We start from the raw sequence: 20,835 nt of genomic DNA on the forward strand, positions 1-20,835 counted from the left end.
ATCATGGTGGCCGTCGACCCCCGCTTTGAAGCCTGGCTCTCACATGAGACCGGCATTGACGCGCCCTCGCTCGGCACGAACGCGCTGGAGCGCGCTGTGCTGGACCGCACGCGCGCCATGCTGGCCGCGCGCGGCATGCCCGACACGGTGGACGCGGTGGATGCCGCAGCGCTCGACGCGTACTGGCTGCGCCTGAACACCGCGCCCGACGAACGGCAGGCCCTGATCGAAGCGCTGGTAGTGCCTGAGACGTGGTTCTTCCGAGACCGCGAGGCCTTTGTCACGCTGGCCCGCATGGTGGGCGAAAAGCTCGCGCGCGAGCCGATGCGAGTCCTGCGCATCCTGAGCGCGCCATGCTCGACCGGCGAAGAGCCGTATTCCGCAGCGATGGCGTTGCTCGATGCCGGCATCGACCCCGCCCGCTTCACCATCGACGCGATCGACATCAGCACGCGCGCCATCGAACAGGCCCGGCGTGCTGTGTACGGGCGCAATGCCTTCCGTGGGCATCCGCTGACCTTCCGCGACCGGCATTTCACTGAAGCCGCCGGCGGCTGGCAATTGAGCGACACCGTGCGTGGGCTGGTGCGATTTGCCCAAGGCAATCTGTCCGACGCGCCGGCCGATGACACGCGCTACGACTTCATCTTCTGCCGCAACGTACTGATCTACTTCCACCGCGATGCGCAGGACCAGGCGATTCGCCGGCTCGATTCGCAACTGGCGGAAGACGGCATGATCTTCGTCGGCCCCGCTGAAACCGGCCTGATGATGCGCCATGCCATGACTTCAGCGCGGATTCCGTTGGCGTTTGCGTTTCAACGCACGGCAGCGGGAGAGACCGGTGCGCGGGCGCCGCTGCCGTTCCGTTTGCCGTTGCCGCCGGAGCCCGCCGCTTCTGCGGTCGGGTTGCCCGGCGTGGCGTTGCCGTCGGTGCCGGTGCGGCCGGTGGCGGCGCGCGTGCCTGCCCCATCCCGGCCGAGCCCGGCGCCCAGCCTCGCGACACGCCCGCTGGCGCACCCGTTGGCACGCCCCTTACTGCCCACCATTCCCGAGATTGAAGCCGTGCTGGGTGAGCCCCCCACGGTGGCGGAAGCGCGGCGGCTGGCCGACGCCGGCAATCTTGACGAAGCCGAGCGCGTGGCGCTGGAGATCGCCAACCTGCGCGCGCCGGAAGCCGATACGTTCTACCTGCTCGGCCTGATTGCCGATGCGCGCGGCCGCCATGCCGATGCTGGCGATTTCTACCGCAAGGCGCTGTACCTGGAACCTGCCCACTACGAAGCGCTGACCCATCTTGCCGCGCTGCTCGACGTGGCGGGCGATACCGTGGCTGCACGCCAGCTCATGCTGCGTGCGGAGCGCGCGCTGGCGCGTCAGGGCAAGACACCTTCCGCATCATCCGAATCCGGAACACCGGAGCACACACGAGGAACGCATGGCGCACGTCGTCCATGACCACGCGGGCGTCACCACGCTCGTTGATGACTGCTGGAACCGCATCGGCACGCGCGGCGATCAATCCTGCCCGCGCCTGGCCGAGTATTCGCGCTGCCTGAATTGCCCCATCTTTGAAGAGGGGGCCGCGGCGCTGCTCGATCGCGCACTGAGCGACGCCGACCTGGAAGCCGCCGCGCAGGCGCATCGCACGGCCGTGCCGCTGCGGGCGTTGGAGCACGCCGGTGCAGAGTTAGCTGTGCTTGTTTTCCGCATCGCCGACGAATGGCTCGCGCTGCCGGCCGCGGCGCTGCGGCAGATCGATACGCCGCGCGCCATCCACACGTTGCCGCATCGGCGTAACCGGGTGGTGCTGGGGCTGGTCAACATTCGCGGGGCGCTGACGGTGGCGGTGTCGCTGGGCGAGCTGCTGGGGCTGGATCGTACGGGCAGCAAATACGCCGGGCGCAACGGCTACGCGCGGCTGCTCGTGGCTGCGCACCACGACGAGCCCGCCGTCTTTCCCGTGGACGAGGTGGAGGGCGTGCTGCGCTTTCCGGCCACTGCGCTGCTGCCGGTGCCGTCCACACTCACGCACGCCACCACGGCGCACGCACGCGGCGTGCTGGCGTGGCGCGATGTCACCATCGGCCTGCTCGACACCGATCGCGTGTTCGATTCGATTGCCCGGAGCCTGCGATGAGCGTGGATGACGATCTGGGACGCCAATCGCTGCTGGCCCTGTTCCATGAGGAGGCGCAGACGCAGACGCGTGTGCTTTCCACCGGCCTGCTGACGCTGGAGCGCACGCCCACCGATGCCGCGGCGCTGGAAGCCTGCATGCGCGCCGCACATTCGCTCAAGGGCGCTGCGCGCATCGTTGGCCTGCAGGACGGTGTGGACGTTGCGCACCGCATGGAGGAGTGGTTCGTGGCAGCACAGCGCGCCACGCTCGTGCTGACCGCCGCGCATATCGACGTGCTGTTGCGCGGCACGGATCTATTGCTGCGCGTCGGCCAGCCCGGTACCGCAGGCCAGCTGCCGCGCGCCGAAGTGGAAGCCGTACTGGCTGCGTTTTCCGCGCCGGAGCGTGCGGCCGCTGCGCCCGCCGCTACAACGTTTGCCGACCCTGACGCGGCCGCAGAAGACGCCACCATGAAGGCGGCGATGGCGTTGTTGAACGCCGAGGTGGCCGCTTTGTCGGCTCCGCCCGTGCCAGCGCCCGAGCCCGCCGCGCCTGCACCGCATCGTGCACCCATCGGCACCACGCGCGATCCGCACCGCATGCTGCGCGTGCGTGCCGACAACCTCGACCGTCTGCTCAGCCTGTCGGGCGAATCGCTGGTTGAATCCCGCTGGCTCAAACCGTTCGGTGAATCGATGCTGCGCGTCAAACGCAGCCACCGCGCGGCCACGCTGGCGCTCGACGCGCTCTACGAAACGCTGGTCGAACGGCTCGACCGGCACGCCGACGCCGACACGCACGCAGCGCTCAACGATGTGCGGCAGATGCTCGGCCACATGCAGCAGACGCTGGGCGAGCATATCGACGATCTGGACCGGTTCGACCGGCGCAGCACGCATCTTGCGCAGCAGTTGTACGACGAGGCCCTGCAATGCCGGATGCGGCCCTTCGGGGATGCCACGCACGCCTATCCGCGTGTGGTGCGCGACCTCGCGCGCTCCCTGGGCAAGCAGGTGCGCTTCAACATCGTCGGCGAGGCCACGCAGGTCGACCGCGACATCCTCGACATGCTCGATGCCCCGCTGGGCCACCTGCTGCGCAACGCCGTCGACCATGGTGTGGAAGCGCCGCAGGCCCGTGAGGCGCAGGGCAAGTCGGCGGAAGCCGCCATTACGCTGGAAGCGCGCCACAGCGCCGGCAAGCTGCTGATTACCGTGGCGGATGATGGCGCCGGCATCGACCTGGAAGCGGTGCGTGCGGCGGTGGTGCGGCGCGGTCTGTCCGATGCCGATACCGCAAGCCGCCTGTCGGATCACGAGTTGCTCGACTTCCTCCTGCTGCCCGGTTTCTCGATGCGCGAGCAGGTGACGGATGTGTCCGGCCGTGGTGTCGGGCTCGATGCCGTGCACGAGATGGTCAAGGCGGTGCGCGGCACCGTTCGCATCCACAACGAGCCGGGGCGCGGCACGCGCTTCATGCTGCAGTTGCCGCTCACGCTGTCCGTCATCCGCAGCCTGCTGGTGGATGTGGGCGGCGAAGCCTATGCGTTTCCGCTGGCTTACGTGCGGCGCACGCTCGAGCTGGCCCGCCCCGAGATCGACATGCTCGAAGGGCAGCAGCATTTCAGCTTCGAAGGCCGCCCGGTGGGGTTGGTGACGGCGCATCAATTGCTCGGCACGCAGCCGCCGGGCGAAGCGCGCGACAGCGTGCCGGTGGTGGTCATTGGCGAAGGCGCCGAAACCTACGGCATTGCCGTCGATCGCTTCCTGGGGGAACGCATGCTGGTGGTCCAGCCGCTGGATGCGCGGCTGGGCAAGGTGCGCGACATCGCCGCCGGTGCATTGATGGAGAACGGCGATGCGGTGCTGATCGTCGATGTGGACGATCTGCTGCGTTCGGTCGACAAGCTCGTCCGCGGAGGCCAACTGGACAAGGTGCAGCGCGCGCAGGGCGTGGCCGTGCAGCAGCGCAAGCACGTGCTGGTGGTGGACGATTCGCTGACGGTGCGCGAGCTGGAGCGCAAGCTGTTGGAAAAGCGCGGCTATGCGGTCACCGTGGCGGTGGATGGCATGGACGGTTGGAACGCCTTGCGCGGCGCCGACTTCGACCTCGTCGTGACCGACATCGACATGCCGCGCATGGACGGCATCGAGTTGGTCACGCTCATCAAGCGCGACGCTGCGCTCAAGGCGCTGCCGGTGATGGTGGTGTCGTACAAGGACCGCGAGGAAGATCGCCGCCGCGGCCTGGATGCCGGCGCGGACTACTACCTCGCCAAAGGCAGTTTCCACGATGAAGCACTGCTCGACGCAGTGCGCGACCTGATTGGAGAAGCGCGGACATGAATATCGGCATCGTCAACGATATGCCGCTGGCGGTGGAAGCCATGCGTCGGACGATCGCGCGCAGGCCCGAGCACCGCGTGCTGTGGGTGGCGACCGACGGGGCGCAGGCGGTGGAGTTTTGCGCCGCGCAACCGCCTGACGTGGTGCTGATGGACCTGATCATGCCGCGCTTTGACGGCGTGGAAGCGACCCGCCGCATCATGGCGTCGCGCAACCCGTGCCCGATCCTGGTGGTGACCAGCAGCGTGGGTGCCAACGCGTGGCGGGTGTACGAGGCGATGGGCGCCGGGGCGCTCGATGCCGTGGACACGCCCACGCTGGGGGGCCCGGATGCCGATGCCAACCACCCGTTGCTGACCAAGATCGACCAGATTGGCCGCCTGCTGGAAAAGCCCGTTGCGCCGCGGCCGCGTGTGGGCACGCCGGGGCGCGACGGCGCGGTGCCGCTGGTGGCCATCGGCGCTTCCGCCGGCGGGCCCACGGCGCTGGCGACCGTGCTGGGCAAGCTGCCGGCCGACTTTGCGGCGGGCATTGCCGTGATCCAGCACGTTGACCAGGCGTTCGCAGCGGGGATGGCCGAATGGCTGAACGGCCAGACTGCGCTGACGGTGCGCGTGGCCGCGGAAGGCGACCGGCCGCGCGCGGGCGAGGTGCTGCTCGCGGCCACCAACGACCACATGCATGTGCTGCCCGGCGGCACCTTCGGCTACACGCCGGATCCGGCCGGCACGCCGTATCGGCCGTCGGTGGATGTGTTCTTCCACAGCGTGGTCGAGCACTGGCGGGGTAACGCCATCGGCGTGCTGCTTACGGGCATGGGCCGCGACGGCGCCATCGGCCTCAAGGCCATGCGCGCCAAGGGTTATCACACCATCGCGCAGGACGCGGCGACCAGCGCGGTGTACGGCATGCCCAAGGCGGCGGCCGCGCTGGATGCGGCGCGCGCCATCCTGCCGCTCGACCGCATCGCCGACGAACTCATCACGCTCGTGCGCGCATGAAGCACGCAGGGGCCATCACACATACATAACCAGAAACGGGGAGCATCACATGACCAACCACCCAACCGAGATGCCGGATGATCCGGACGGTCCGGACGAAACCAAGCCCATCCCCGCAGCGGAAGCGGCGCTGGAAGCCGCACGCGCGCTGCTGCGTACGCCGGCCGCCGCCGATGTTCCGGTGATGGTGCTGCTGGTGGACGATCAGGCCATCGTGGCCGAGGCCATTCGTCAGGCCCTGGCCGGTGAAGACCGCATCGATTTCCACTACTGCGCGCGCTCGGACGAGGCGATGATCGCCGCCATCCAGACCCGCCCCACCGTCATCCTGCAAGACCTGGTGATGCCCGGCACCGACGGCCTGACGCTGGTGCGCGACTACCGTGCCAATCCGGTGCTGCGCGACGTGCCCATCATCGTGCTGTCGACCAAGGAAGAGCCGGTCATCAAGAGCGCCGCGTTTGCCGCCGGTGCCAACGATTACCTCGTCAAGCTGCCGGACCGCATCGAACTGCTGGCGCGCATCCGCTATCACTCGCGCTCGTTCGTCAACCTGCTGCAACGCGACGAGGCCTACCGCGCGTTGCGCCAGTCGCAGCAGCAGTTGCTGGAGGCCAATCTCGAACTGCGCCGCCTGACGAATTCCGATGGCCTGACGGGGCTTGCCAATCGCCGCTACCTCGACGAATACCTGAGCGCGGAATGGCGGCGCGGCGCACGCGAGGGCACAACGCTCTCGTTCCTGATGATCGATGTCGACAACTTCAAGCTCTATAACGACACCTATGGCCACGTGGCCGGAGACGAGGTGCTCAAGCGTATCGGCAGCACGGTGGAAGCATGCCTTGGCCGACCCGGCGATCTGGCGGCGCGGTTCGGCGGAGAGGAATTTGCCGTCGTGCTGCCCGGGAACAGCGCCCAGGGCCTGTCGCTGCTGGCCGAAAAGATTCGCAGCGCGATCGAGACCCTGCAGGTGCCGCACATGCATTCGTCCACGGGCGGATACGTGACGGTCAGTATCGGCGGCGCGGTGGTGACGCCGGTGCACGACGTTCCGACCACCACGCTCATCGAAGCCGCAGACCTGGCGCTGTATCAGGCCAAGCACGAAGGCAAGAACCGCGCGGTGATTGGCGAAGGCGCAGGCGGGGCCCGCGGTATCTAGCGGTGCTGACCACCGCCAATGTGGCGGCCTGCGAATGATCGAAACGTGCCGCCCCGCGCCGCCTAGGTTTCCGCGAGCTGGCCGTTGAGCACAAACGCTTCAAACGCAGCGGGCGGCACCGGCGGGCAGAAGAGATGACCCTGGCCGTAATCGCAACCGGCCGCCACCAGGATCGCCTTCTGCTCCTCGGTTTCGATGCCCTCCGCAATCACCTTGATGTGTAGCGCGTGGGCCATGCTGACGATGGCGCTGCACAGCGCGATGTCCTTCGGGTCGTGTGCGAGGCTGCGGACGAAGGACTGGTCGATCTTGATGTAGTTGATGTCGAAGCGCTTGAGGTACGACAGCGACGAATAGCCCGTGCCGAAATCGTCGAGTGCGATGTCGACACCCGCGCGCCTGAACTCGTGCAGGTGCTCGACCACCTCGTCGCTGTCGGCCATCAACGAGCCTTCGGTAATTTCAACGACCAGGCTGTGCGGCGGAAGGCCTCGACGCTCCACCACCTTCGGCCAGGACTCGGTGCTCGACTGGTGCGCGCGAAACTCCAGCGGCGATTTGTTGACCGACACCTGCAGCGTGTTGTCGAGCGTGGCGTGCCACTGCACGAGCTGATCCAGCGCCTGGTTCAGCACCCACTTGCCGATGTCGACGATCAACCCGCTGTCTTCGGCCACCGGAATGAAATCCGCCGGATCGATCTCGCCCCGCACGGGGTGCGTCCAGCGGATCAGCGCTTCTGCCTTGCGCACCTTGCCCGTCAGCAGATCGACGATCGGTTGATAGTGCACCGCAAGCTGGCCCTGCGTGAGCGCGACGCGCAAATCGCTGGTCACGCGCAGGCGTTCCTGTTCAGCGCGCTGCAATGCGGGGGTAAAGACGGCCCATTGATTGCGCCCCGCGCTCTTCGCCGCAAACATGGCCTGGTCTGCACGCACGAGCAACGATTCCGCGCTGTCGGCATCGCGCGGGTACAGCGCCACGCCAATGCTGGCCGACACTTCCACGCTTTCTTCGCCAAGCTGCAACGGCGCCGCAATGCGTGCGAGCAGCGCGCGGATGATGGGCGTGGCCGCGCCGGCATCGGGCAGGTCGGGCAGGATGATGGTGAATTCGTCGCCCGCCAGCCGCGCGACCGTATCGGTGCCGCGTACGATGGCCGAGATGCGTCGCGCGATTTCCTTCAGCAGGACGTCGCCCTGGTCGTGGCCGAGCGTGTCGTTCACTTCCTTGAAGCGGTCCAGATCGATGAACAGCAGCGCCAGTTGCGTCGACGCCTGGCGCGCACGCGCGATTTCCTGGCGCAGGCGGTTGTAGAACATGTGCCGGTTGGGCAACTCAGTGAGCGCGTCGAAGTTGGCCTGCCGCCAGATGACCTCTTCGGCGCGCTTCTTCTCCGTCATGTCGTGGATGAGCGCAACGCGGCGCGGCTCGCCCAGCGCGCTGTCGGCGAACGTGTCGACGGTCAGCAGCGCGGGGAACTCGCTGCCGTCCTTGCGGCGGATCAGGTATTCGCCGCTCCACGAGCCCCGGGTCGAGACGCCCTCGCGCATGGCGTCGATCACGGCGCCGTCATTGCATTCGGAGCGGATCGCGTCGCTGGATTGGCCCTTGAATTCCTGCGCCGTATAGCCCGTGGTGACGGTGAAGGCCGGGTTCACGTCGACCACCTGCCCGTCGAGCGTCGTCACCATCATCGCTTCGCTGCTCGACGCATACACCAAGGACGCCAGGCGCATCTCTTCAAGGTGCCGTCTGCGCTCGGCGCCCTGGTAGCGGAGCGTGAAATACAGCAGGGCGAGCAGCAACGTGGACGCGGCCGCCTCGACCAGTGCGGTGCGTCGATAACCGTCGTAAGGCGCCAGCACCGAGGCCACCGACTCGCCCACCAAGAAGTACAAGCCGATCTCGGGAACATGGTGATAGCCGATGATGCGTTCCACACCATCGGTGCCCGACACCACGCGGTAGTTGCCGGTTTCCAGCGCGCCGGGCTGGTTGAATTGGCGGCGGCGCGGCGGCTTTTCGATACCCGCGGTCGGGTTCGGCACGCGGGCCAGGATCTGCCCGGACTCGCGGATGATCGTGGCCGCGCCGTCCTTGCCGATCGCGAGCGTGTTGGCAAAGCTGGCGAACTGTTCCGGGCTGACCGACACGACCACCACGCCGGCAAACTGCCCGGCCTTGAGGATGGGCCGCGTGAACTGGATCGACCACTTTTTCGAGACCTTGCCCTGCACCGGGTCGCTGATGAACAGCACGTCGCGGCCGCCCGATTCCTTGTGTACGCGAAAGTGCTCGCGCTGGCTGAGGTCGATGCGGTCCGTCACGGGGCCGATGCTGGAATAGAGCAGCATCCCGTTCTCGTCGATCACGGCCACCTGGAACGTCAGGTCGCGCACAATTTCTTGCCGCTCGCGGATGACCTGCTCGAAGACTTCGCGGCCGGCCAGCCAGCTCGCGCGCAGATCGAGCAGGAACTCCGACACGCGCCGCGCGCTGCCCAGCGAGTACTCGCCAAACGCCTGCGCTTCGACCTGCGTGCGCGCCTGGGCATCGCCCGTCAGCCGGTCGCGTTCCTGGGTGAGCTGATGGAATGTGAACGACCAGATGAACAGCAAGGCCACCACGGCACCGATATTGAGCGGCGACAACAGTTCGCGCCGCCATCCTTGCCGCGGCGAGGTGTCTGTCGTGCTACCAGAAGAGGCCTTTGATTGCTCCGCGGGCATCCCCACTCCAGCGTTTGCGTGTCCAGTAGTTTCAGGCACGCGCGCGGCGCGCCTGGTGTCGGCAGTGTCATGTGCCTCTCACTCTATATCGGAGCGGACCACATGTGTCTGAACCCGACCGACGAGGCAGGCCAACTGGAGCGCAATCGTTTGCTGGGGTGAAGGAGGACCCGGACTTACCCTTGGTTGTTGTTTAGGCCGCGCAACGCGGGTGGAAAGCGTTGCGCCGCGCGCGCGCGTTCGCGCGGCGCTCGGGGTCAGCGCTCGTAAAACGCGGTGTGTTTGTCTGCCATGTCGCGCAGCAGGGCTGGCGGGGCGAAGCGGCGGCCGTGCTGCGCCGCCAGGCGATCGCACAGCTCAACAAATGCGGCGACGCCCACCCGGTGGATGTGCGAAACCGGCCCGCCGCGGAATGCCGGGAACCCCCAGCCGAGCAGCGCGCCCACATCGGCATCGCGCGGATCGGTCACCACGCGTTCATCTAGGCATCGCGCCGTTTCCACTGCCTGCACGGTGATGAGGCGATCGATCAGCGTCTGCACGTCGGGCTGCACGGCGGCGTTGGGGTATTCGGTCGCCAGCCCGGGCCACAGCATCTTCTTGCCGCCTTCCGGATAGTCGTAGAAGCCGCGGCCCGCCTTGCGCCCGATGCGGCCCAGCGCGACCATGCGCTCGGCCACGGCTTCGCCCGGGCGCTCGATGTAGGCAACGCCCAGGTCGGCGCGGGTCTGCTGGTTGACCTTGTGGATCAGTTCGCTGGAAACCTCGTCGATCAGTGCAAGCGGCCCCACCGGCATGCCGGCCAGCAGCCCGGCGTTTTCGATGAGCGCAGGGGCGACCCCTTCGGCGAGCATCGCCAGGCCCTCGAGCACGTACGTCGAAAACACGCGGCTCGTATAAAAGCCGCGGCTGTCATTGACGACGATGGGCGTCATGCCGATGGCCTTGACGTAATCGAGCGCCTGCGCAAGCGTCGCCCGCGTGGTCTGCCGCGCGACGATCACCTCCACCAGCGGCATCTTGTCGACCGGCGAGAAGAAATGCAGCCCGATGAAATTGCCTGGGCGCTGACTCGCTTCTGCCAGACCGGTAATCGGCAGCGTCGATGTGTTGGACGCGAAGATGGCATCGGGCGACAGCACGGCCTCGGCCTGGCGGGTCACGTCGGCCTTGATGTCGCGCTGCTCGAACACGGCTTCAACGACGAGCCCCGCGCCGTCCAGGTCGGCGTAGGACGTGGTCGGCTGGATGCGCGCGAGCAGCGCTTCGGCCTGGTCGGCATGCAGACGGCCGCGCTGTACCTGTTTCTCGACGAGCTTGCGTGAATAGTCTTTACCGCGTTCGGCGGCTTCCTGCGTGGTGTCGAGCAGCACGACCGGCAACCCTGCCTTGGCGGTGACGTAGGCGATGCCGGCGCCCATCATGCCGGCGCCCAGCACGCCGATCTTGGCGTAGCGACGCGCGGGCACATCGGCCGGGCGCGCGGCCAGTTTGTTGGCGGCGTTCAGGCTGAAGAAGAGGGTCCGGATCATCGCCCGTGCCTCGGGTGACAACACCGCCTGCACGAAGTAGCGCGCCTCGGTCTTGAGGCCCGTATCGAGATCGGTGATGAGCCCTTCATACACGCACGACAGGATGCTCGCCGCGGCCGGATAGTTGCCGTAGGTCTTCTGCCGCAGCATGGCGTTGGCCGCGGTGAAGAGCTGCTGCACGGCGGGGCTGGCGATGCCGCCGCCGGGCACCTTGTAGCCCTTGACGTCCCACGGCTGCTGCGCGCGGGTCTGGCCTTCGCCGAGCAGCCACGTGCGCGCGGCATCGGCCTCGTCGCCCGCATTGACGACCGCGTCGACAATGCCGAGCTTGAGCGCGTCTGCCGCCTTGATGCGCTTGCCTTCAAGCAGCATCGGCAGCGCCTTCTGCACGCCAATCAAGCGCGGCAGACGCTGCGTGCCGCCGCCGCCCGGCAAGAGACCGAGCGTGACTTCGGGCAGGCCGAAGCGCGCGCGGGCGTTGTCGGCGGCCACGCGGTAGTGGCAGGCGAGCGCAATCTCCAGCCCGCCGCCCAGCGTTGAGCCCGGCAGCGCGGCGGCCACCGGCTTGCCGCACGTTTCCAGTTTGCGCAGCATGCGGTGCAGTTCGCACGTGCGTTCAAACAACGTGGCGGCGTCGTCGCTGGCCTGCAGCCATTCGAGGTCGCCGCCGGCAATGAAATCCGCCTTGGCGGAGGTGACGAGAATGCCCTTGACGCTCGCATCTGCGCATGCGCGATCGATGGCGGCAAAGAAGGCGGCGCAGGTTTCGCCGTTGAGCACGTTCTGCGCACGGCCCGGCTGGTTCCACGTGAGCGTGGCGATGCCGTCGGTGTCGATGGTGATGTCGATCATGTCAGCACGCTCCTTAAACGCGTTCGATGATGGTGGCGGTGCCCATGCCGGCGCCCACGCACAGCGTGGCAAGCCCCGTGCTCGCGCCACGCCGTTCCAGCTCGTCGAGCAGCGTGCCGAGAATCATGGCGCCCGTGGCGCCGAGCGGATGGCCCATCGCAATGGCGCCGCCGTTGACGTTGATGCGGTCATGCGGCACGGCCAGCACCTCCATGAAGCGCAGCACGACGGAGGCGAAGGCTTCGTTCAGTTCGTACAGGTCGATGTCGGCCGCCGACATGCCCGCGCGCTTGAGTGCCTTCTCGGCTGCATAGGAGGGGCCGGTCAACATGATCGACGGCTCCGAGCCGATGCTCGCAAAGCTGCGGATGCGCGCACGCGGTTTGAGGCCCGCGCGCTTGCCGGCCTCGCGGCTGCCGATCAGCACGGCTGCGGCGCCATCGACAATGCCCGAGCTGTTGCCCGCGTGGTGCACGTGTTCGATGCGTTCGAGTTCGGGATAGCGCTGGCGGATCACCGCGTCAAAGCCGTATTGCTCGCCCAATTCCGCAAACGAGGGTTTGAGCTGCGCGAGTGTGTCGACGGTGGTCTGCGGGCGGATCATCTCGTCGCGGTCGAGGATGGTCAGGCCGTTCTGGTCGCGCACCGGCACGATCGAACCTGTGAACCAGCCAGCCGTGCTGGCCGCATGCGCACGGTGGTGGCTCTCGGCGGCGTAGGCGTCGACGTCATGGCGGCTGTAGCCCCACTTGGTGGCGATGGTGTCGGCCGACACGCCTTGCGGCACGAAGTACAGCGGGATGGCCGCGGCCGGGTCCACAGGCCATGCGCCGCCGCTGGCACCCATCGGCACGCGCGACATGCTCTCCACGCCGCCGCCGATGGCGAAGTCGCTCTGCCCGGCCATCACCTGCGCAGCGGCCATGTTGCAGGCCTCCAGGCCCGAGGCGCAGAAGCGGTTGATCTGCACGCCGGCCGTCGTCTCGGCATAGCCGGCGGACAGGACTGCCACGCGGCCGATGCACGCGCCTTGTTCGCCGACCGGTTCCACGCAGCCGAGCACGACGTCGTCCACCAATGCCGTGTCGAGCTGGTTGCGGTCTCGGATGGCACGCAGGGCGGTTGCGGCCAGGCGCAGCGGCGTGACACCGTGCAGGCTGCCGTCCTTCTTGCCCTTGCCGCGCGGGGTGCGAACGGCGTCGTAGATATAGGCTTCCATAGCGTTGCGTCCTGAAGGTCGTGCTCGTTAAAGGGTGCGGGCGATCAGCTCTTTCATGATCTCGTTGGTGCCGCCGTAGATCTGCTGCACGCGTGAATCGGCCCAAGCGCGGGCGATGGGGTATTCCCACATGTAGCCGTAACCGCCGTGCAGTTGCACGCAGCGGTCCATCACCTTGAATTGCAGGTCGGTGGTCCAGTACTTGGCCATCGATGCGGTGGCGGCGTCGAGCTTGCCGGCCAGCTTGAGCGCGATGCACTGGTCGACGAACACACGGCCGATCTGCACTTCGGTTTTCAGTTCCGCCAGCGCGTGGCGCGCGGTCTGAAAATCGAGGATGGACTTGCCGAAGGCCTGGCGCTCGCGCACGTAGCGAAGCGTCCATTCGAGCGCGCCCTCGGCCGAAGCGATGGCACCGATGGCGATCTGCAGGCGCTCCCACGGCAGTTCCTGCATCAGGTAGGCAAAACCGCGATGCTCTTCGCCGAGCAGGTTGGCGGCAGGCACGCGCACGTTGTCAAAGAACAGCTCGGCGGTGTCCTGCGCCTTCATGCCGACCTTCTTCAGTCGCTTGCCCTTGCTGAAGCCGTCCATGCTGGTGTCGACCACGAAGAGGCTCGTGCCCTTGGCGCCGCCTTCCGGCGTGGTGCGGGCCACCACGATCACCACGTCCGCGTGCCAGCCGTTGGTGATGAAGATCTTTGATCCGTTGAGCACGTAATGGCTGCCGTCGCTGCTGCGCGTGGCGGTGGTGCGCACGCCTTGCAGGTCGGAGCCGGCGCCCGGTTCGGTCATGGCAATCGCGCCGATCATCTCCGCGCTCGCCAGCTTGGGCAGGTAGTGCTGCTTCAGCGCCTCGCTGCCGTAGTGCAGCAGATACGGCGCGACGATTTCGGAGTGCAGGCCGAAGCCCAGGCCCGTGGCGCCCGCACGGGCAATCTCTTCGATCAGCACCGTGCTGTAGCGGATATCGGCACCGGCGCCGCCATAGGCCTCGGGCATGCTGGCGCAGTGGTAGCCAGCGGCAGCGGCCTTTTCCCAGATGGCGCGGTCGACGTAGCCTTGGTCTTCCCAGCGCTCGTGGTGGGGCAGGACTTCGGCGTCGATGAAGCGGCGGACGGATTCACGGAAGGTGTCGTGTTCAGCGTCGAACAGCGTACGGGCAATCATGGCGGCTCCAGAATGGGCGGCGGATGGGTTGCCGTATTTCAACAAGGCCGCGACAATTCCGGTTGATCCGGATCGCCACTTTCTTGATATGAAGCGCCAGCCGAAAGCTGCCTCCAAACGCGCCGGTCTGCACGCGCGGGCGCGTATCGCCATCCTGCTGCCGCCGCGCCTGTTTGCGGGTTACGTGTTTCTGACCCAGGAGATGTTGCTGGTGGCGGGCACCATGCAGGCGCGCAGCGTGGATGTGATGGGCAGCCGGCTCTTCGATATCGATGTGTTGTCAGCCGATGGGGCGGCCGTCCGAAGCTTTGGCGATATGCCTGTGCCCGCCACCGCCGCGTTGACCGATGCGCCCTACGACGTCGTGATCGTGCCCGCACAGTTCGCCCCGGCGGCGACATTGGATGCGGAAGAAGCGCGCCTCGCCGACTGGCTGCGCAGGCGCTATGAGGCCGGCGCCCTGGTCGTCGGCATGAACGCGGCGCCGCTGTTCGCCAAGGCTGGGTTGCTGGATGGTTGTAGAGCGACGGGGCTGGCGAGCGAGCGCGCCTGGTTTGCACGGCATTTTCCCCACGTGCATTACACGCCCGACCGGCCGCTTGCGGTGGATGGCCGCATCATCACCGTCAGCGGCATCAACCCCGCAGTCGACGCCTGCGCGTACGTCATCGATCACTGCCGCGGGGCCGGCGCATCGCGGCGGATGCTGCGCACGGCGCTCACGCAATCCCTGCCGTCATACGAACACATGGCCGTGTGGACGGCACAGTTCAAGCGCCACGGCGATGCGGCCATGCTCGCCATCCAGGACATCGTCGAACGGGAACTGGCAGCGCCCCCAACGCTGGCGGAGCTGGCCGCCCAGGCAGCGATGAGCGAGCGCAGCTTGACGCGCCGCTTTGCCGCCGCCACCGGCAGCAACCTGCGGCGCTACGTGGCGACGCTGCGGTTGGAGCTGGCCGCGTTTCTGCTGCGAACGGGCCGGCAGTCGCTCGATCACATTGCCGATGAATGCGGCTACGGCAGCGTCAGCGCACTGAGCCGCGCGTTTTCTGCCGGCCGCGGTTGCAGTCCGCTGCAATATCGAGCGCAGCACCGCACCCGCTGAAGCTTCATGGACGCAGCAGATCGAAGCCGGCCAGCAACACCACGCCCGAGAGCGCGGTCAGCGGCAACGAATGTTGGCCAAAGTACAGCAACGCGGCGGCCAGCCAACTGGCAGCGAAGAATGCGCTCATGCGGTTCATGATGTCACCTGATCGTTGTTGGGTTGGGAGCGGTGCGGCCGGCACATTCACGCGTGCTGGTAGCGGTACTCCTGGGTCTTGCCGCCGTAGCCGTAAGCCGCAGCGCGAACGTCCTGCACATAGATATAGCTCTCTTCGTGCAGATTGCCGAGCAGCTCGGAAAAGGCCGTGAACGCCGCGGCGATGTACTGCGCCTTTTCCGCCTTGGTATTCGTTTCGTCCGTCACCTTGATGTCGAAATAGACGCTGTTCTTGCCTTGTGCGGCCAGCGTCTGCCCGCCGACGATCCAGTCTTCCGGGTCGACATAGTCGATGGCAATGGCCGTGACCTTCGGGTCCTTGCCGAGGATGCGGGAGGTGAGTTCCAGCAAGGTGCTGGCGATTTTCTGCGTCATTTCTGCAGAACGTTTGGCGCTGACTTTGACGTTGAGGATGGGCATGATGGTTTCTCCTGTTAGTTAGCAATGCAACTACATGGCCAAAAAAAATGGACGCTCATGTCAGGGTGGAGCGCACACCTCGGATCTTCGTCACCGTATCGGTGAATTCGGTACTGCCCAGCACGCGCTTCAACCTTGCGGTGACGGCGCCGCTGGCCTCGTTCAACGCCGCACCGATCTTGACGGCTTCCGGCGTCGGGAAAATGGCGGTCTCGCGGCCGTCGGCTTCCGTCTTGCGACGTTCGATCAGGCCCTTGCTTTCCAGCCCATCCAGCGCGCGCGTTGCCGTGGGGCGCGTGACGGACATGGCTTCCGACAACTCGCTTTGCAGCATGCCCGGGCGGTCGACGATCGCACGGAGCATGAAGCCTTGCGGCGGCGTGAGATCGAACGGCGCAAAGGCGTCTGCCCAGACGCGGTCGAGCTTGCGGGCCAGGGCGGTGGTGTTGAAGTAGAGGCAGTGGTCGAACATGGTGAGGTGGATGGTAGGGGATGATGGTTAGATATGCAACTTGTTTTTTGTGTGTGTTGGTGGTCCACCTCTGTTTCGTTCCCTGCCGGGACCGACCTACTTTTCTTTGTCTTGCCAAAGAAAAGTAGGCAAAAGAAAGGCGCGCCCGAGATGGCGACCCATTCCTTGGATTTGTGTCGCGGGAAGGGAGGGGAGGCAAACTCGCTGCGCTCAAACAGGCCTCCCCTCTTTATCCTTCCCGCAACAAAAATCCAAGGCGCCATCAAGGGCTCAACGTCAAAGGAAAAAGGCCAACCCATCGCGAGGGGGGCCTTTGTCGTTTGGGCTTGCGCTGCGATGGTTTTGCCTTTGACTTTCCCTGCCCTATGCGGCGCCTTGAATTTCTGTTGCAAGGAGGAAAAAGAGGGGAGGCCTGTCTGAGCGCAGCGAGTTTGCCTCCCCTCCCTCCTTGCGACATAAATTCAAGGAGGGGGTCGCCGCATCGGGCGCGCATTTCTTTGCTTACTTTCTTTGGGCAAGACCAAAGAAAGTGAGTCAGCCCCGGCAGGGGATGAAACAAGGGGCGCACCAACAACACCAGAACAAAAACAGAAACAAAAACAAAAAAATCAAAAATAAACCGTAGCACTAGCCCTAAACGTCCGCGGCGCCCCCTGCACCAGAATGAACCCCCAACTCGGCAACCAGTACTTCTCATTCGTCAGGTTGTCGACGTTGAACCGCAGCGTCACCGGCTTGCCGCCCACCTTGGTCGAATACCGCGCCCCCACATCAAACGTGTGATACCCCGGCACGATGTTGCTGTTATCCGCCTCAAGCGCCGCGTTGCCGACGTACTGCCCACCTGCCGACAGCACGAGCCCGGGCACCGGCGGCACGGCATATTCCACATAGGCCGTCGCCTTGAAGCGCGGCGACCCGTAGGCGCGCTTGCCCAGCACGGAGGCATCGGACTCCGTGTTCTCGGAGTTCATGAACAGCACCCCGCCCAGCAGCGTCCAGTCACGCGCGAGCTTGCCGCGTGCGCTCAGTTCGAGCCCGCGATAACGCGTCATGCCGTCTTGCGTATAGACGTTGTCCGGCCGCAGATACGCCAGCCCGCGCTGCACTTGGAACAGCGCCGCGCCGAATGTCCAGTCGTGCAGTTCAGCCTTGGCGCCCACCTCGATCTGCTTGCTCTTGAGCGGCCCGAATACCGTGCCGGCGTTGAGTGCGGTGATCGGTGCGGTGGCGCCGGCTTCAAGCGATTCCACATAGCTGGTGTACAGCGTCACCGGCTGCACGGGTTTGAACATCACCGCCAGCGTGGGCGTGATCGGCTCGCGGGTGTATTTGGCCGAGGTGCTGCCGTCGGTGTTGTAGCCGGTCTGGTTGAAACGCGTATAGCGCAACCCGCCAAGCACCGACCAGTGCTCGTTGAACTTGGCCGTGTCGCTCGCGAAGACGGACGTCTGGTCGATCCGGGACGTGCGAGCCAGACCGTCGGACGCGGGCACCCGCATCGGTGTCGCCCCCGACGACACGAACGCCGACGTGTCGTACAGGTTGCCCGTGCCGAGCAGCGTGGAAGCAAAACCGCCCGTGGCTTGCGTGAGACTCTGCCACGAGGTGCCGAAGACGAGTTCATGTTCGATCGGACCTGTGCGCACCTTGCCGTTGGCCATGACCTGCGCCTGGCTGTACTGGTAGCGCTGGTATGAGCTGTACTGCAGCTCGCTGAAGTTGCCCGCGTTGTCCGTTAACTGGATCGCGCTGTCGGCATTGCCTCGGTTTTGCTGCGTGTAGCGATAGGCGGCGCGCACGTTCCAATCTGGCGTGGCGGCCCAGTTCAGTTCGGTGCCGACGGATTTGATCTCGGTCTCGTAATACGACCCGCGCGACGACACCCGTTGGCTGCCGTCAATGGCGCGCGGCGTGCGCACGAACTCCGTGACCGGCACGCCAAAATCCTGGCCGGGGATGATGCCGTAGTAGGCGCCCTGCACGTTGCGCTGCATGTACAGGCCGTCGAACGACCACTGCAGATCGGGCGTGATGCGCGCATCGAGCGCGAGCGATGCGGAGTCGCGCTTGATATGGCCGCCGTCGACAAAGGTGTCGCCTTCTTCATGCACCACACCCAGGCGCGCGCCCAGGGCCTTGGTCGGGCCGACGCGTCCGCCCACATCGAGCGATTCCTTCAGTGTGCCGCCGCTGGTAAAGCCGAACGTGGCGCTGCCGCCAAAGGTGTTGGTCGGGCGTTTGGTCACGAAGTTGGCAATGCCGCCGGGGGTGCCGAAGCCGTACATGAAACCCGATAACCCCTTGAGCAGCTCCACGCGTTCGAAGTGTTCGAGCGGCACATCGCTGCCCCAGTTGGGGACGGCCAGGCCGTCGACCTTGTAGCCCTCCAGCAGGTCGAGCTGCAAGCCGCGGATGGTGATGTTCGATGCCTCGCCGATGTAGCCGTCGTTGTTGGCGGTGACTGCCGGATCGCCCTTGAAGACCTCGCCGATGGTCTGCGCCTGACGGTTCTGGATCAGCTCCTGCGTGGCAACGTTGATGGTGAACGGCGTATCGAGTATGGCCTTGTCGCCCAGTGCGCCGGTGCTGGCCTGCTTCGCACCATAGGCCGCCGATTTGCCGGCGGTGACTTGCGTGGCAGGCAGGTCGACCTGCGTGGTGCTCTGCTGCGCGTAGGCCGATGCGCCTGCGCCCATGGCGGCAAAAGCCAGTGCGAGCCTGCGTACGAGGGGCGTTGGGCGAAGGCGGTTGATGGAACGGCGTGAAGCGGGTGGTAAAGCGGCGGCTCGCATGATCAGCTCCCCTGAATCAATGTTGTGTGCAGGCGTGCGCAGTCCCGTGCGTGCCGGCGAGCGGCATGCGCGAGTCCTGTGCGGGTGGTTGTGGTTTTTTGGTGGCGGCGTGTAGAGCTACGGCTCTCTGGCGACGCTCGGATGCAGGTCGTTGCCCACGCGCGATTCGCGCACCGGTATGGCCCAGACGGAATCGGGCGCACCGTGGCGCGCCCGGCGCAGCGTTGCGCGCGCAAGGCCGACAAAGCCGCACGCGAGCGCCAGTGCGCCCAGGTCGAAACCGGCCACCATCCAGTCGCCGCGCGCCATCGTGCGCAGCAGGTGGTCGCCGGTCACGACGGCGTTGGTGACGGGCGCAAGCACCGCCGCGATGGCCGCAGCGCTCAGCAGTTCGACGGCGCCGCGTGCGGGCGGCCGCAGCATCGCCCACGCAATCGCCGCGAAGAACACGGTGTAGTACGTCACGCCCGCCGAACGCTCCGGCCACAGCAGCGCGGCGGGGAACGTCGCCATCACGCCAACGCAGCATCCGATGCACACGCCCACCGTGGCGCGGGCCAGCAGTTGATGCAGACGCGGTTGTTCGGCCTTGCGCTGCTTGCGGCGCGATTCGATCCACAGCAGGTTGCCCGAGTAGAAGACGAAGGCCCCCGCGAGGCCCATCACCAGATAGGCGAGACGCAAGGCGATGTCGCCGTACGTGCCGAAGTGCAGGCCGTAGACGAGGCTGTAGAGGGCGTGATTGGTGTCGCGCGCATCGGGCGTCTGGTTGCCGACGAGCTTGCCGCTGTTGGGCTGGTCGGCCGCTGCGTGAATTGCCACCGAGCCGTAGTCGCCGACCGCGCGCGTGCTGCTGCCGCGTAGTTCCGCCACGGCATTCGCATCGCCAATCTGCTGGTAGTGGATCGACTTGACGGTGAAATTCGGGCCGGCCGCCTCGCGTGCACGGGCCAGCAGCTGCTCGGCCGGCAGCATGGGCGCGGCGCGCTTGGCGGCCATCACCGTGCCCGCCGCCGTGGTTACACGCGGCACTGCGTCGAACAGCTTGCCGTTGAGCGCCACGGTGTTGAATACGGTCATCAGCACGATGCTCAGACACAGCACCGGCGCAGTGATCGCAAAGATCAGGTGGAAGGGCAGGCTGAACAGCCCGAGCACGTTGTGCATGTCCATCCAGAAGCGCTTGAGATTGCGCCCCGGGCGTACGGCCAGCAGATCCTTCTTCAGGCGCGGCAGGTGCAGCAGCACGCCCGAAATGAGCGCCACGCCGTAGAGCACCGAGATCACGCCCATGAAGTACATGCCCGGCTCCTCCAGCCCCAGCGAGTAGTGCAGCCGGTTCAGGAAATTGGCCAGCTCGCCCTTGGAGGGTTCGATCGACAGGTCTTTCGGCGAGGTCTTGCCGGCCGCCAGCCCACTGCCGGTCGTCATTTGCCAATCGCCCTTGCTGTTCTGCCAATACGCAGAGAATTCCGGCTCGCCCTCGTTCGGGAAGATGACGTACGCGCTGGCCGCCGCCGCCGGATGCGTGCGCACCAGCGCGTTCACGAAGTGGTCGATATCGGCAGGGGTGGTGGCAACGGCCGCATGGTCGGCGCGCAGCGGGTTCTGCCACGCATGCAGCTCTTCATGGAATACGGTGAGCGCACCGGCAAAGAACGCGATGAACAGCGCCCAGCCCGCCATCAGGCCCACCCAGGTATGCAGCGTCTGATACAGACGTAAGGTCGTCGATTTCATGGC

General features: G+C 66.2%; 15 protein-coding genes. 6 read left to right on the forward strand and 9 right to left on the reverse strand.

Annotated features, from left to right (window positions below; all coding sequences use genetic code 11):
• Positions 1–3 precede the first annotated feature (3 nt).
• Genes ABIC76_RS05020 through ABIC76_RS05040 form a run of 5 tightly spaced genes read left to right on the forward strand, consistent with a single transcriptional unit; the run spans position 4 to position 6,633 of the window.
• Positions 4–1,458, forward strand: a complete 1,455-nt coding sequence (locus ABIC76_RS05020) for a CheR family methyltransferase (RefSeq protein WP_354533171.1) — start codon at positions 4–6, stop codon at positions 1,456–1,458.
• Entirely contained in the window at positions 1,439–2,140 is a 702-nt protein-coding gene (locus ABIC76_RS05025) for a chemotaxis protein CheW (RefSeq protein WP_354533172.1), read from the forward strand. Before ABIC76_RS05020 ends, ABIC76_RS05025 begins: the two co-directional genes overlap by 20 nt.
• On the forward strand, positions 2,137–4,467 hold the full coding sequence (locus ABIC76_RS05030; RefSeq protein ID WP_354533173.1) for a hybrid sensor histidine kinase/response regulator: 2,331 nt from the start codon (positions 2,137–2,139) through the stop codon (positions 4,465–4,467). Before ABIC76_RS05025 ends, ABIC76_RS05030 begins: the two co-directional genes overlap by 4 nt.
• Positions 4,464–5,468, forward strand: a complete 1,005-nt coding sequence (locus ABIC76_RS05035) for a chemotaxis response regulator protein-glutamate methylesterase (protein WP_354533174.1) — start codon at positions 4,464–4,466, stop codon at positions 5,466–5,468. The genes ABIC76_RS05030 and ABIC76_RS05035 overlap by 4 nt, the downstream gene beginning before the upstream one ends.
• A 49-nt stretch (positions 5,469–5,517) precedes the next feature.
• Positions 5,518–6,633: a diguanylate cyclase domain-containing protein gene (locus ABIC76_RS05040; protein WP_354533175.1), complete on the forward strand. Its 1,116-nt coding sequence runs from the start codon at positions 5,518–5,520 to the stop codon at positions 6,631–6,633.
• Positions 6,634–6,695: 62 nt separating this feature from the next.
• On the opposite strand, the gene ABIC76_RS05045 is transcribed toward ABIC76_RS05040, so the two are convergent.
• The 4 genes from ABIC76_RS05045 to ABIC76_RS05060 all read right to left on the reverse strand — a co-directional run bounded on the left by ABIC76_RS05045 (position 6,696) and on the right by ABIC76_RS05060 (position 14,138).
• A complete protein-coding gene (locus ABIC76_RS05045) occupies positions 6,696–9,365 on the reverse strand; it encodes a bifunctional diguanylate cyclase/phosphodiesterase (protein WP_354533176.1) in 2,670 nt (889 codons plus the stop codon).
• Positions 9,366–9,622: 257 nt separating this feature from the next.
• Positions 9,623–11,749 (reverse strand): 3-hydroxyacyl-CoA dehydrogenase NAD-binding domain-containing protein, encoded by a 2,127-nt coding sequence (locus ABIC76_RS05050; RefSeq protein WP_354533177.1) that lies wholly within the window; start codon positions 11,747–11,749, stop codon positions 9,623–9,625.
• A 13-nt stretch (positions 11,750–11,762) separates the two neighbouring features.
• A complete protein-coding gene (locus ABIC76_RS05055) occupies positions 11,763–12,968 on the reverse strand; it encodes an acetyl-CoA C-acetyltransferase (protein WP_354533178.1) in 1,206 nt (401 codons plus the stop codon).
• Positions 12,969–12,995: 27 nt separating this feature from the next.
• Positions 12,996–14,138, reverse strand: coding sequence for an acyl-CoA dehydrogenase family protein (locus ABIC76_RS05060; RefSeq protein ID WP_343548803.1), 1,143 nt, complete (start codon positions 14,136–14,138; stop codon positions 12,996–12,998).
• A gap of 88 nt (positions 14,139–14,226) precedes the next feature.
• Between ABIC76_RS05060 and ABIC76_RS05065 the strand changes: the two genes are divergently transcribed.
• Positions 14,227–15,246 (forward strand): GlxA family transcriptional regulator, encoded by a 1,020-nt coding sequence (locus ABIC76_RS05065; RefSeq protein ID WP_354533548.1) that lies wholly within the window; start codon positions 14,227–14,229, stop codon positions 15,244–15,246.
• A gap of 4 nt (positions 15,247–15,250) precedes the next feature.
• Here the strand turns inward: ABIC76_RS05065 and ABIC76_RS05070 are convergent, their stop codons facing one another.
• From ABIC76_RS05070 to ABIC76_RS05090, 5 genes are all read right to left on the reverse strand, one after another.
• Positions 15,251–15,385: a hypothetical protein gene (locus ABIC76_RS05070; protein ID WP_004632518.1), complete on the reverse strand. Its 135-nt coding sequence runs from the start codon at positions 15,383–15,385 to the stop codon at positions 15,251–15,253.
• A 47-nt stretch (positions 15,386–15,432) separates the two neighbouring features.
• Entirely contained in the window at positions 15,433–15,825 is a 393-nt protein-coding gene (locus tag ABIC76_RS05075; protein ID WP_102065609.1) for a tautomerase family protein, read from the reverse strand.
• 55 nt (positions 15,826–15,880) lie between these two features.
• Positions 15,881–16,297, reverse strand: coding sequence for a MarR family winged helix-turn-helix transcriptional regulator (locus ABIC76_RS05080; RefSeq protein ID WP_027679670.1), 417 nt, complete (start codon positions 16,295–16,297; stop codon positions 15,881–15,883).
• 608 nt (positions 16,298–16,905) lie between these two features.
• Positions 16,906–19,092, reverse strand: a complete 2,187-nt coding sequence (locus ABIC76_RS05085) for a TonB-dependent siderophore receptor (RefSeq protein ID WP_354533179.1) — start codon at positions 19,090–19,092, stop codon at positions 16,906–16,908.
• Positions 19,093–19,209: 117 nt separating this feature from the next.
• Positions 19,210–20,832 (reverse strand): PepSY-associated TM helix domain-containing protein, encoded by a 1,623-nt coding sequence (locus ABIC76_RS05090; RefSeq protein ID WP_354533180.1) that lies wholly within the window; start codon positions 20,830–20,832, stop codon positions 19,210–19,212.
• Positions 20,833–20,835: the final 3 nt, after the last annotated feature.

This window comes from Ralstonia sp. 1138 (assembly GCF_040544795.1).
Classification (GTDB): Bacteria; Pseudomonadota; Gammaproteobacteria; order Burkholderiales; family Burkholderiaceae; genus Ralstonia; species Ralstonia flatus.